Here is a 13,327-nt window from a genome sequence, read left to right on the forward strand (position 1 = left end):
ATATTCTTTTAGTGATAGCCGATGGCTAACCTTTGAAGAGATCCGCTCGGATGTTGATTTGGGCGACAAAAATGCTTTAGGATTCCATATTCCGGGTATGTGGGACAAAATATTGGATATCGAAAAATGTTGGCTGCAAGCCGATCCATCCAATGCCATTAGAAATGAGATCAAAGCATTTTCGGTAAATAACGGATTGGAGTTTTTTAATGTACGCAACCAAACCGGTTTTATAAGAACCTTAATGATTCGTACCTCGTCAACAGGTGACATCATGGTACTTTTGCAGTTTTTTAAGGAAGATATAAAAAACAGAGAATTGCTATTGAACCATATCAGTGACAAATTTCCGGAAATTACCTCCTTACAATATGTCATCAACAGTAAAGCCAACGACACCATTTACGACCAAGACGTGATTTGCTATAAAGGCAACGATCATATCTTTGAAGAAATGGAAGGTTTGAAGTTTAAAATTAACGCTAAATCTTTTTACCAAACCAATTCGGAACAGGCTTATGAACTTTATAAAATAACACGCAATTTTGCTAATCTTAAAGGTGAAGAATTGGTTTACGATTTATATACCGGCACCGGAACCATTGCGCAATTTGTCGCTAAAAACGCCAAAAAAGTTATTGGTGTTGAAGCCGTTCCTGATGCGATTAATGCAGCAAAAGAAAACGCACAATTAAATGGCATTAATAACGTTGAGTTTTATGTTGGCGATATGAAAAACGTATTTAATGACGACTTCATCAAACAACATGGCCACCCCGATGTGATCATTACCGATCCACCTCGTGATGGCATGCATAAAGATGTGGTACAACAAATTCTTAACATTGCCCCTAAACGCGTAGTGTACGTAAGTTGCAACAGTGCTACCCAAGCTAGGGATTTAGAACTTATGAAAGCCTATTATAAAGTAGTCAAAGTGCAACCGGTAGATATGTTCCCACAAACACATCACGTGGAAAATGTTGTACTTTTAGAGAAAATATAGCGAAATTTGATTGCTAAAACATTATCCATTTCAAACAAGAAATAACACACACTTGAAACATATAAAAACCCATAGAGCATTAAAAATCATACTTCCACTGCTCATTTTAACAAGTCTCTGGGGCTGTGAACGCGATGACATTTGTTCTTCAGAAACGCCGACCACACCACATTTGGTCATTCATTTTTATAATGTTAATGCCAGAAACGAAACTAAGACAGTGCGACATTTAAGTGTTCATACGGAAAATCATCCTAATTATATAATTCATGATCGAACTATCGATAAGATTATGTTGCCTTTAAAAATTGAGGCCATGGATAATCTGAACACCACCCGATTTGTGCTCACAAAAGATACCGATTACCTTACAGATGAAAATCCTACAACGGTTGCAAATGTTGACATTATAGAAGTGGTTTACACCCCTGAACTTATTTACGTTTCAAGAGCATGCGGTTATAAAAGTGTGTTTAACGACCTTATCACAACCCGCGAAACCGACGACGACAACTGGATTATAGATTTCGAAGTTATTAATACCACCGTAAACGATGAAAATGCAGCACATATCAATATTTATCATTAATCTGATGCTTTTGATGATGTTGCCGCTCACATCATTAGCTCAGGAAAACCTTGAAATTCAAGAAAACAACCCAAATGACACCATTGTCGTCAAACAAAAATATGGTCTTCGATTGGGTGGCGATGTTGGAAAATTAGTACGTTCGTTTGTTGACGATGACTATAAAGGTTTTGAAATTTCAGGCGATTATCGCCTCACACAAAAACTATATTTAGCTGGTGAATTGGGAATTGAAGAACGCACCACCAAAAATGATTATTTGGATGTCACTGCCGACGGGAGTTATTTTAAAGCCGGAATTGACTATAATCTCTATAGAAACTGGCTTGATATGGAAAATCTCATCTACACCGGATTCAGAGTTGGTTTTAGCACTTTTAGCCAAAATCTGAACAGCTTTACCGTTTATACCACCAATCAATATTATGACACGCCATTCACTTCTACAGAGGCACAACAATTCAAAGGTCTGTCAGCGGTTTGGGCAGAAATGGTCATCGGAATTAAAGCCGAAGTGCTCACCAATCTCTTTATTGGCATTAATACGCAGCTAAAAATCATCATTACCGAAGATCAACCTGCCAATTTTGAAAATTTATACATCCCTGGTTTTAACAGAACGTTTGATAGTGGGCGATTTGGTTTTGGATTTGGTTATAATATCTCCTATTTGATACCTATTTTTAAGAAAAATAAAAAAATAGCCGTCGAAGATTAATTCCTCAAATTTAATATCCACTTATTAAGAAAAATACTTAACTTTTGCATACAAATCATAAGGTATGCACAGAGACGAAATAGCCGATTTATTAGAAGAAAAATACCATGTACTTCTTGATTGGCTGGAACATCAAGATGATGAAAAATGGATGTCCGGCCCAAAAAACAAATGGACGGAAGGTCAACAAGCGTTACATCTATTAAAAAGTATCAAACCCTTAAATGATGTACTTAGCATGCCTCGATTTATGTTTAAATACACTTTGGGAACTGCCAATAGAGAACCACGCGAATACGATGCCATCGTTAGCGATTATCTTGAAAAACTGGAAAATTACAAAAAAACCACAACCAAATCTCGTAAAAAACTAAATGTTCCTAAAATTCAGGATAAACGCTATATTTTGACACGATTGCAGGTTGAAAGCAAGAAATTACAGTACAAAACCCGTCGAATTTCTGATAAAAACTTGGATACACTAGTTTTGCCACATCCCATTATGGGAAAAATATTAATACGCGAAATGTTGATGTGGTGTGCCTTTCATGCCGAATATCATTTCAAACAACTTCAAGAAAGTTATTGAAATACGGATTTTCTAAAAAACTCCAATTCCCTATTAATTAGTCATGTGTTTTCCTTTTTTACTGCCTTCATACATGACGTATTTCACCAATCGGGCCTCCAATTTGGCATTTACCAAATGGATTTTCCGTGAAGGTCTCAGCCCCACATGTTTGAGCGCATCAAGGTTGGAAGTGATAAACCACGCATCGGTTCCGGGATAATTTTGCTTTAGCGTATCGCCAATATTTTTATAAAACGATTCCATTTCAATATCCAATCGTTCACCATACGGCGGATTGAATACCATGTGCAATTTCTTGTCACCCGCTTTTTGGGTCTTAAAAAAGTCTTCGTGGCGTATTTCGACAAAATCTTGCAACTGTGCATTATTTATGTTTTCTTTAGCTTTGGCAACAGCACTCGGTGATTTGTCATAACCAATTATACGATAGTGAAAATCTCTGGTTTTATTCAAAAGGGATTCTTCTATTTTTTCAAATAAATCCACGTCCCAATCTTGCCAGCGCTCAAAAGCAAATTCTTTTCGCATCAAGTTAGGCGGAATATTACAGGCTATCATCGCAGCTTCTGCCAAAATTGTTCCACTACCGCACATCGGATCCATAAAATCACATTGACCATCCCAACCGGATAACATAATCAATCCAGCCGCAAGCACTTCGTTGATAGGCGCAATATTGGTAGCTGTTTTATAACCGCGTTTATGAAGTGAATCTCCAGAAGTGTCTAAGGACACATTACATGTATTTCGATCAATATGTATATTGATTTTCAGGTCGGGAAACTTCAAATCAACATTAGGCCTTTCGCCAACAGTATCTCTAAATTTATCAACAATGGCATCTTTAGTTTTTTGAGCAATAAATAAGGAATGTTTAAACAAATGCGAATGAACGGTCGCATCAACTGCCAACGTTCCAGATGGCTTTAGATATTGACTCCAATCCATTTTATAGATTTGGTCGTACAAATCCTTTTCATTGTTAATCCTAAAACTGTGGATGGGTTTTAAAATTTTAATTGCGGTCCTCAATGCCAAATTTGCTTTGTACATAAAACCTTTATCGCCTACAAAACTTACGTTTCGCACTCCGGGTTTAACGTCTTGCGCACCCAATTGGATCAACTCATGCACCAGTAAATCTTCAAAGCCAAATAAGGTTTTGGCAACCATATTAAAATTATTATCCATTGTTCTCGTGATATAGAATGCAAAAATAAAGTATTTTTGCAGTCAAGCGAATTTATAATGATAAAAGACGAAATTGAGTGGTATGCCTCATGGTTTGACACCCCATATTACCACATTTTATACAAGGATAGAGATTACGCTGAGGCGCGCCAATTTATGGATAATTTGACTCAGTATTTAAATTTGCCCGAACATGGCAAAATCCTAGATTTAGCCTGTGGAAAAGGACGCCATTCCATATATCTCAACTCATTGGGTTATGACGTGACTGGTGCCGACCTTTCTGAAAACAGCATTGCTTATGCCAAACAGTTTGAAAATGAATCCCTTCATTTTAAAGTACATGACATGAGTTTCCCTTTTAATGAAAAATTTGATGCCGTATTTAATCTATTTACAAGTTTTGGTTATTTTGATAAATCTGAAGACAATCTCAATACCATAAAAGCCATTAGAGATGACTTAAATGAATCTGGTTTTGGGGTCATCGATTTTATGAATGTTAATTATGTTATTGAAAATCTGGTCCCTGAAGATGTGAAAACGGTTTCTGGAATAGATTTCCATCAAAAAAGATATGTCGAAGATGACCATATTATCAAAGATATCAGTTTCACGAACAATGGAAAGGATTACCAATTTCAAGAACGTGTTAAAGCAAAAACTTTAGCCGATTTTGAAGAACTTTTTGATGCTGCCGGCGTCTATTTGTTAGATGTTTTTGGCAATTACAAATTACAGAAATTTAACAAAAATACTTCCGAACGTCTAATCATGATTTTTAAATGATGCAGTATCTACTCCCATTCTTAGCCGTGGTTGCTGGGGTTTTACTTGTTATAATTTTCAAAAACAAGAAGCCCAAATACACCAAGCTGCTTTTGTCCTTCAGTGGTGCGTTTTTATTGGCATTGACCTTATTTGATCTTTTGCCGGAAGTTTATCAACACCTGGAAGCCAAGCAAACAGGACTCTTTATTATGTTGGGAATTTTATTCCAGATTTTATTGGAGTTTTTTTCTAAAGGTGCAGAGCATGGACACGTCCATATCCACGAGCATAAACACAATACCGATTTTCCTTGGGTGTTGTTCATCAGTTTGTGCATCCACAGTTTTTTGGAAGGATTTCCCATACACCAGCACAACGATATGGTATATGGCGTATTGATTCATAAAATCCCGATTGCAGCCTTAATAACTACCTATCTAATGCAATCGCAATTCACTAAAAATCAAATTATTGCATTTTTGATTACGTTTGCACTAATGACCCCGATGGGCACATTGGTTTCAAACACGGTTCCGTTTGTTGGCAATTACCTATTTTTTATAAATGCCATTGTTATTGGCATCTTTTTTCATATTTCGACCGTTATTTTGTTTGAAAGCAATGAAAACCACAGATTTAATCTTTCAAAACTTATCGTTATTGCTTTAGGGATTTTAGTAGCCTATCTTATTTAGAGGGTAAAAAATGTAGTTTTTAGCGTTCTATATAATTTTAAAAATTTCGCTTATGCGAGAAATATTATGTTCAGTAAAGAAGAATCAAGAAAATTAAGAGAAGATTTTTGGATCAGTTTTGGAAAATCCTTTCCTCGAAAATGGATCCTTTATGATACCAAATTGAAAGGTTTTAGTTTTAAGTTCCATTTTGACACCAAACACGCATTGATTGCCTTAGATATTGAAGACGACCTCGAATACCGTATTAAATATTGGGACAAATTACAATCTTTAAAAACCATATTAACAGATGATTTTTTGCCAGAAGTCATTTTTGAAGAAGCTTACTTTTTAGAAAATGGCAAAGAAATCTCAAGAATTTATCTTCCGTTAGAAAAAAAAGTATCCATTCACAATAAAAACACATGGCAGGATGTTATGGAGTTTTTCAATGAAAAAATGCCACTTTTTGAAGAGTTTTTTGAAGATTACAAAGATTTTATTGAAGCTTGAAATAGTTGATATTCAATAATCATTAATCCGAACTTCAACATTCATTATTCGCTATTCATATTTTTTATTTTCGATTGGCAGTCATTCATCAATCAGCATTCGTCAATCGCCAATCAACCATTGCCATTTGTCTTTCTCTCAAATTTCACCGTTATTGTTAACTTCCACTAAAATTTAAATACCATGATTATTGACGTCCATACGCATATTAACAATTACCATGAAGATCGTGTAGTTTCACTAAATGACAGTCTCGATTTATTGATGCAAACCATGCACGATAATAATGTGGATTACTCGTTGGTATTATCTTCCTACAAAGTCAATGAGCACCGTCCCAGCACCAAAAAAGTTGTGGAAGCTATAAGCAATCGAAACAATTTGGGCGTTGTAGCTGGTGTAAGTTATCTAAATTACGATTATAAAGATTTGAGGGAACTTAGTGAATTTCTTGACGATGGCCTCATCAAAGGTTTAAAGTTCTATCCAGGTTATGAACCGTTTTATCCAAATGACATCCGCTTTAAGGTCATGTACGAAATGGCCATAGAGTTTGATGTTCCTGTCATGTTTCATTCTGGTGACACCTATTCGCCAAACGGTAAAATCAAATATTCGCATCCTATTCATATTGACGATTTGGCCGTGGATTATCCTGATTTAAAAATTGTGATCTGCCATGTTGGAAATCCTTGGATTAGGGATTGCATGGAAGTGGTTTATAAAAACAAAAATGTCCATGCTGATATTTCCGGACTTGTTTTGGGCGATTTCTCAGATAAATTTGAACGTTATATGAAAAAAGAAATCGAAGAAATGATTACCTATGCCGGCGATCCCAAATACTTACTTTATGGCACCGATTGGCCTATAAGCAATATGAGATCTTACTTAAAGTTTATGGATCAATTGGAATTGGAAGATGAAAAGAAAGATATGATCTTCTGGAAAAATGCTGCCGAACTTTTTAAAATCGATGTGAGCCAAATAAAATCCTAAAACATCAACTTTTTATAATATATAAAAGAAAATCATCAAATAATGGCAAATGGCTCCGCCAAGTACAAACAAATGCCAAATGACATGATTATACGGAATACGATGCACGGCATAAAAAATGATGCCAAGCGTATAAAAAGCACCACCGGCAACAAACAGAATGAGGCCATTGGGTCCAATCAATTCTGATAGATTGTTAAAATCAAAAATAATCAACCAGCCCATCACTAAATATAATAAGGTTGAAATAATTTCAAATTTTCCGGTGAAAAATAATTTTAAAATCAGCCCAAATCCGGCAATTGCCCAAACCGTCCAAAACAAAGGCCAGCCCAAACTATTGTGCAATGCAATAAGGGTTACTGGCGTATAAGTTCCGGCAATGAGAAGATAAATGCTGATATGATCGATAATCCGAAAATAATGTTTTTGTTTTTCGGCAGAAACCGAATGATATATAGTTGATGCTGAAAAAAGAACGATGATAGAAACCCCATAAACAATAACGCTCATCAAGCTCCAATCGGTTTTATGCTCCCCATAACTGATCAATAATGCCAATCCGACAACACCAAGGATGGCACCGACGCCATGTGTCCAAGCGTTAAGTTTTTCTTCAAATGGAGATTGCATTCGCATTATTCTTTATCATTTTTAACTGCCCATTTGGCTCTAAGATCTAAATAATCAATTGGGAATGCTGATTTTTGACGTTCCAATAACCCACTCTGAAAAGCACGTTCCAAAATATCTTCGATCAGATAATCCTCATTATTCAACAACGGATTAAAATCCTGCTTCAACGATATATCAAACAACTTGGCGGTATTATTAAACCAGAAAGCGCGCCAGCCACTCCGCAATTCCTTAATCAATTCAAACGTTGTTTGACCTGTTTGTCGATGTACCAATTTAACAAGAATCTGACCTTCCGACCGGGTAAGTTTTTTCAACTCGGCCGAAAATTCTTCTTCAATATATTTTTGAATAATTTTCGTATAACGACGTTGGTCACTTTTCCGTTTTATGGTTTCCAGACGTTTATTAAGTTCAACCAAACGCTCAGCAGCAAGCTTCGCATACGGATATACCTTAAGGGTTCTTCGTCTTAAAATCAGGTAACGTGCCCGATCTTCCTTACTTGCAAAATCCAATTTACCCAACACAACAACAGCATCCAAATCAATAACGGATACCGGGATGGAATCACCATCAATATAATAATATTCTATGACCGTGGAATCCTTTTCTTTAGGTTCAATAACAGGCTTTATTTGTGCCATCAACAGAAAAGGAAAAAAAACAAAAATGTAGGTCGTCAATTTCATTGGTGCCATAACTCTAAAATCATACCAAAATTAAGAATTTACAGGTCCAATACCCTTAAAATCCTATTAATATTATTAATTTTATAAAAAATATTAACCCATGGCAAAAAACAACATTTTAGACAAAAAATCTTTAGAGTTTTTAGAAAACTATCTCAATAATGCATCACCTACCGGATACGAATGGACCGGACAACAATTATGGATGGATTACCTTAAACCATATGTTGATGAGTTTATCACAGATACTTACGGAACCGCTGTAGGCGTCATCAATCCACAAGCAAAGTACAAAGTAGTTATTGAAGGCCACGCCGATGAAATTTCGTGGTATGTCAATTACATCACCGATAACGGCCTAATTTACGTCATCAGAAACGGTGGTAGCGACCATCAGATTGCACCAAGTAAAATTGTCAATATCCATACAAAAAATGGCATCGTCAAAGGTGTTTTTGGATGGCCTGCGATCCATACAAGGGATAAAGCCAAGGAAGAAACTCCTAAACCAGAAAATATCACCATTGATGTCGGTGCGAAAAACAAGGAAGAAGTTGAAAAAATGGGTGTTCACGTGGGCTGCGTTATCACCTATCCAGATACGTTCCATATTTTGAATGGCGATAAATTTGTATGCCGGGCACTCGATAATCGTATTGGTGGATTTATGATTGCACAAGTGGCGCGATTGCTACACGAAAATAAGAAAACACTTCCATTTGGTTTGTATATTACCAATTCCGTTCAAGAAGAAATTGGTCTGCGTGGTGCCGAAATGATTGCAGAACGCATCAAACCTCATGTGGCCATTGTAACCGACGTCACGCATGATACGACTACGCCAATGATCGACAAGAAAAAAGAAGGTCATTTGGAATTGGGATTAGGCCCTGTAATTGCCTATGCACCGGCTGTTCAACAAAAACTCAGGGATTTGATTACGGATACCGCCGAAACCAATAAAATTCCATTCCAACGTTCGGCATGTTCCAGAGCGACCGGCACGGATACCGATGCTTTTGCCTACAGCGGCATGGGCGTGGCAAGTGCACTAATTTCATTGCCGTTACGCTATATGCACACCACCGTTGAAATGGTACATAAAGAAGATGTTGAAAATGTTATCAGACTCATTTATGAATCTTTATTGAACATTAAGGAAAATGATACTTTTAGTTATTTTGACAAATAATTAAAATTCGCTATTCCATAAAATAGTTACGTTTTAAACACGGTGATAATCGATTAGTTTATCACCGTTGTTTAATAATTTGATGTTTTAAAATGTATAATTTATTTAAAGCAATAATTTAACAAAACAAATATATTTAATTTATTATAAGTGAGTTACATTTTTATTTGAATGAATTTAAAAAACACAAATATTTTATAACCCGTGATTACAAAAATGGCTAACGAAGAATATATCGACATTCTAAATCCAGATGGTACACCCACTGGAAAAAGCTGTTTGAAATCTGAAATCCATCGCCAAGGGCATTATCACGATACGGCACATGTATGGTATTACAACCCAAATGCCGAAATTTTACTGGCACAGCGTGCAGCGACAAAAACCATTTGTCCATCCATTTGGGACGTTTCGGTAGCAGGCCATGTTGATGCCGGAGAATCAATTATTGAAGCGGTTTTAAGAGAAACCAGAGAAGAAATTGGAATCCATATTACTGAATCTGATTTGGAAAAAATAGGAGTTTTTAACTGTTTCCAAAGCTATCCAAACGGAATTATTGACAATGAATTTCATCATACATTTATAGCAAGAATCGATTATAATCCAGCTGATTTCCTATTAGACAAACAAGAAGTGCAACAGGTTAAATTTGTAAGTATTCCAGCGTTTAGGGAGCTTTTAGAAAAAAGTAAGACCAATAGTCATTTCATAGCAAGTAATACGCCCTATTATCTTGAAGTTATAAATGCGATTGAGCAAAAATTCAAACAAATTTAAAAGATATGACCTTATTATTACTAGCCATTGCTCCGGTTTCCATCATTATCTTATATGTTTATTTCAAAGATAAATATGAAAAAGAACCGATGCGATTGTTGGGATATAATTTCTTGCTCGGCGCTTTTGTGAGCGTTTTTATTACCACTTTACTTTATGTCATTATCGAAATTCCATTTCCATTAAACACACCTGATAGCATTTTGGAACAATTCATTAAGGCTTTTTTTGTAGTTGGCCTATCTGAAGAATTCAGCAAATATATTATTGTTAGGTATTATGCACAGCCACAAAAAGACTATAACGAACCTTTTGACGGCATCGTTTATGCGGTTATGGTATCAATGGGTTTTGCCACGACGGAAAACATCATGTATGTGATTCATGGCGGAATGGAAGTTGCAATAATCAGGGCCTTTACTGCTGTTCCGGCACATGCAGTTTTTGGTATATTAATGGGTTATTTTATGGGAAGAGCAAAGTTTTCAGATAACAGAATACTTCTAAACCTCACTGGTTTTTTTCTAGCGGTCTTTTTTCATGGTGCTTATGACTTTTTCCTATTTATCGATTTTGTCCCAGGCATTTGGAGCGGTGCTTTCGTTTCCTTACTCGTGGGCATCGTCCTTTCAAGACGAGCCATCAAAAGCCATCAAAAAATCTCATATTTCAGACCGAAACAAAGTGAACGTCAAATTTAAAAGTATATAAGGAATGCTTAAATTAGTGGTCTCCAAACTTAATTCAATAGCTCATGAACCAAGTCTTTAAAGTTAACGTCAATAATAATTTTGATTTTGATATCGATAGCGAAAACGTTTCGCAAATGGATATTATCAAAACCAATACTTCGTATGAACACTTATTACACCATAACCGATCATATAGAATCGAAGTCATTGAAGAAGATTTTCAAAATAAACATTATAAAGTAAAGATTAACAACCACACTTATAACATAAACATAAACAACCAATTAGATGAATTGATAAGAGCTTTGGGCTTTGAGATTGGGAGTGCTAAAAAAGCAGATAAAATATCGGCACCAATGCCGGGATTAATTCTTGACGTTAGCATAAAAACTGGGGATGTTGTGAAAGAAAATGATCCACTTTTAATTCTTGAAGCAATGAAAATGGAAAACATTATCAGCTCTCCAAGAGATGGCATCATCAAATCCATTGTTGTTAAAAAAGGCGATACCGTCGATAAAAATCAGTTATTGATCGAATTTGAATAAGGCAAAACAGCTTTAAAGTCAATAAAAAAGTAAAAAACAAAAATACTCAAACCGTGATTTCCTAAAAAATGTACTTGCGAACTTGCGGTGAACAGAGATTTCCGCCCTCGCGGGAATTAAAAATAAGTTTTCAATGAAAAAAATATTAGTAGCAAATCGTGGAGAAATAGCGCTCAGGATCATGAAAACGGCAAAAACCATGGGCATAAAAACAGTGGCCATCTACTCTACTGCCGATCGAAAATCACCTCATGTTAGATTTGCCGATGAAGCCGTGTTAATTGGTGAAGCTCCTTCAAACCAATCGTATCTATTGGGTGATAAAATCATAGAAGTTGCTAAAAACCTCAATGTTGATGCCATTCATCCAGGTTATGGTTTTTTAAGTGAAAATGCCGATTTTGCAGAAGCTTGTGAAGCCAATAACCTTATTTTTATAGGTCCGAAATCGAAAGCTATAAAAATAATGGGCAATAAATTGGCTGCTAAAGAAGCGGTTAAACAGTATGATATTCCAATGGTTCCAGGCATTGACGAAGCCATTACCGATATTGAAAAAGCAAAACAAATTACAAATGCCATCGGTTTTCCTATTTTAATTAAAGCGGCAGCGGGCGGCGGCGGAAAAGGCATGCGTGTTGTAGAAAATGCTTCGGAACTGGAATCACAGATGAAACGTGCCATTAGTGAAGCGACATCTGCATTTGGTGATGGTTCTGTGTTTATTGAAAAATATGTGGGTTCGCCACGTCATATTGAAATCCAAATTATGGCAGATACCCATGGCAATATCGTTCATCTTTTTGAAAGGGAATGCAGCATTCAACGTCGGCATCAAAAAGTTATTGAAGAAGCACCATCTTCGGTTTTAACTCCAGAATCCAGAAAAAAAATGGGCGAAGCTGCGGTAAAAGTTGCCAAAGCTTGTGATTATGTTGGTGCGGGAACTGTAGAATTCCTATTGGACGAACACCATAATTTCTACTTTCTAGAAATGAACACGCGCCTACAAGTGGAGCATCCGGTCACTGAACTAATTACCAATACCGATTTGGTGGAATTGCAGATACGCGTGGCTCGTGGCGAAGTTTTACCAATAAAGCAAGAAGACTTAAAAATTAAAGGACATGCCTTGGAATTACGTGTTTATGCCGAAGATCCTTTGAACAACTTCCTTCCTAGCGTTGGACATTTGGAAGTTTACCAATTACCACAAGGCAAACACGTTCGGGTAGATAATGGTTTTGAACAAGGCATGGATATTCCCATTTATTACGATCCAATGCTTGCAAAACTGATTACCTATGGCGAAACACGAGCCGAAGCCATCCAAGAAATGCTGAATGCCATTAACCATTATAAAATAGAAGGCATAGAAACCACATTGCCATTTGGAACTTTTGTTTGTGAACATGAAGCCTTCCGTTCGGGAAATTTTGATACGCATTTCGTTAAAAAATACTTTTCTGCCGAAAACATTCATGAACACAAAAAAGAAGAAGCACAATTGGCAGCGATGATTGCTGTGAGACGCTATTTGGAAGATCAGAAAAAATTGAGAATTCCCAATTGAAATTGAAGTTGAAATTGAAGTTGAAACGAACTAACAAATAAAGTTCATGACATAGATACCGACTACAGAGTTATCTGGAGAAACCGAAATTGAAAATTAGTGTAATTCGTGCCATTTGTATCCAAAGAAAATCAGTGTAAAACCCATAAAACCAATAT

16 protein-coding genes are annotated in these 13,327 nt (G+C 36.1%); 13 read left to right on the forward strand and 3 right to left on the reverse strand.

All coding sequences use genetic code 11. The features are described from left to right. The 4 genes from rlmD to VNJ50_RS01500 all read left to right on the forward strand — a co-directional run. Positions 1-1,006 (forward strand): 23S rRNA (uracil(1939)-C(5))-methyltransferase RlmD (gene rlmD / locus VNJ50_RS01485; protein ID WP_325578373.1); only part of this gene is annotated, 1,006 nt, incomplete at its 5' end. Between the two features lie 52 nt (positions 1,007-1,058). Next, a complete protein-coding gene (locus tag VNJ50_RS01490; RefSeq protein ID WP_325578374.1) occupies positions 1,059-1,595 on the forward strand; it encodes a DUF6452 family protein in 537 nt (178 codons plus the stop codon). Continuing rightward, positions 1,567-2,313: a DUF6048 family protein gene (locus tag VNJ50_RS01495; protein WP_325578375.1), complete on the forward strand. Its 747-nt coding sequence runs from the start codon at positions 1,567-1,569 to the stop codon at positions 2,311-2,313. Before VNJ50_RS01490 ends, VNJ50_RS01495 begins: the two co-directional genes overlap by 29 nt. 64 nt (positions 2,314-2,377) lie before the next feature. Continuing rightward, a complete protein-coding gene (locus VNJ50_RS01500) occupies positions 2,378-2,902 on the forward strand; it encodes a DinB family protein (RefSeq protein WP_325578376.1) in 525 nt (174 codons plus the stop codon). Positions 2,903-2,935: 33 nt separating this feature from the next. On the opposite strand, the gene VNJ50_RS01505 is transcribed toward VNJ50_RS01500, so the two are convergent. Then, a complete protein-coding gene (locus VNJ50_RS01505; protein WP_325578377.1) occupies positions 2,936-4,096 on the reverse strand; it encodes a THUMP domain-containing class I SAM-dependent RNA methyltransferase in 1,161 nt (386 codons plus the stop codon). A 57-nt stretch (positions 4,097-4,153) separates the two neighbouring features. Between VNJ50_RS01505 and VNJ50_RS01510 the strand changes: the two genes are divergently transcribed. From VNJ50_RS01510 to VNJ50_RS01525, 4 genes are all read left to right on the forward strand, one after another. Next, positions 4,154-4,885, forward strand: coding sequence for a class I SAM-dependent methyltransferase (locus VNJ50_RS01510; protein ID WP_325578379.1), 732 nt, complete (start codon positions 4,154-4,156; stop codon positions 4,883-4,885). Then, entirely contained in the window at positions 4,882-5,562 is a 681-nt protein-coding gene (locus tag VNJ50_RS01515) for a ZIP family metal transporter (RefSeq protein ID WP_325578381.1), read from the forward strand. The genes VNJ50_RS01510 and VNJ50_RS01515 overlap by 4 nt, the downstream gene beginning before the upstream one ends. A 66-nt stretch (positions 5,563-5,628) precedes the next feature. Beyond that, on the forward strand, positions 5,629-6,057 hold the full coding sequence (locus VNJ50_RS01520) for a DUF4268 domain-containing protein (RefSeq protein WP_325578383.1): 429 nt from the start codon (positions 5,629-5,631) through the stop codon (positions 6,055-6,057). Between the two features lie 183 nt (positions 6,058-6,240). Beyond that, positions 6,241-7,056 (forward strand): amidohydrolase family protein, encoded by an 816-nt coding sequence (locus tag VNJ50_RS01525; protein WP_325578385.1) that lies wholly within the window; start codon positions 6,241-6,243, stop codon positions 7,054-7,056. 12 nt (positions 7,057-7,068) lie between these two features. Here the strand turns inward: VNJ50_RS01525 and trhA are convergent, their stop codons facing one another. Together trhA and VNJ50_RS01535 are read right to left on the reverse strand one after the other, a co-directional pair. Next, the gene (gene trhA, locus VNJ50_RS01530; protein WP_325578387.1) at positions 7,069-7,695 is read right to left on the reverse strand and encodes a PAQR family membrane homeostasis protein TrhA; all 627 of its coding nucleotides are present in this window, start codon (positions 7,693-7,695) and stop codon (positions 7,069-7,071) included. Further along, positions 7,695-8,384 (reverse strand): DUF4294 domain-containing protein, encoded by a 690-nt coding sequence (locus VNJ50_RS01535; protein WP_414652854.1) that lies wholly within the window; start codon positions 8,382-8,384, stop codon positions 7,695-7,697. Before VNJ50_RS01535 ends, trhA begins: the two co-directional genes overlap by 1 nt. 100 nt (positions 8,385-8,484) lie before the next feature. Between VNJ50_RS01535 and VNJ50_RS01540 the strand changes: the two genes are divergently transcribed. The 5 genes from VNJ50_RS01540 (at position 8,485) to accC (ending at position 13,169) form a co-directional block, all read left to right on the forward strand. After that, on the forward strand, positions 8,485-9,576 hold the full coding sequence (locus VNJ50_RS01540; protein ID WP_325578391.1) for a M42 family metallopeptidase: 1,092 nt from the start codon (positions 8,485-8,487) through the stop codon (positions 9,574-9,576). Positions 9,577-9,792: 216 nt separating this feature from the next. Then, entirely contained in the window at positions 9,793-10,356 is a 564-nt protein-coding gene (locus VNJ50_RS01545) for an NUDIX hydrolase (protein ID WP_325578393.1), read from the forward strand. Positions 10,357-10,361: 5 nt separating this feature from the next. Further along, complete coding sequence (locus VNJ50_RS01550; protein ID WP_325578395.1) at positions 10,362-11,057, forward strand: PrsW family intramembrane metalloprotease; 696 nt, start codon at positions 10,362-10,364, stop codon at positions 11,055-11,057. A gap of 53 nt (positions 11,058-11,110) precedes the next feature. Further along, complete coding sequence (locus tag VNJ50_RS01555) at positions 11,111-11,596, forward strand: acetyl-CoA carboxylase biotin carboxyl carrier protein subunit (protein ID WP_325578397.1); 486 nt, start codon at positions 11,111-11,113, stop codon at positions 11,594-11,596. A gap of 133 nt (positions 11,597-11,729) precedes the next feature. Next, positions 11,730-13,169 carry an acetyl-CoA carboxylase biotin carboxylase subunit gene (gene accC, locus VNJ50_RS01560; RefSeq protein ID WP_325578399.1) on the forward strand — a complete coding sequence of 480 codons (1,440 nt, stop codon included), beginning with the start codon at positions 11,730-11,732 and terminating at the stop codon, positions 13,167-13,169. The last annotated feature ends 158 nt before the right edge of the window (positions 13,170-13,327 follow it).

Source organism: Gelidibacter sp. (assembly GCF_035577925.1).
Lineage (GTDB): Bacteria > Bacteroidota > Bacteroidia > Flavobacteriales > Flavobacteriaceae > Gelidibacter.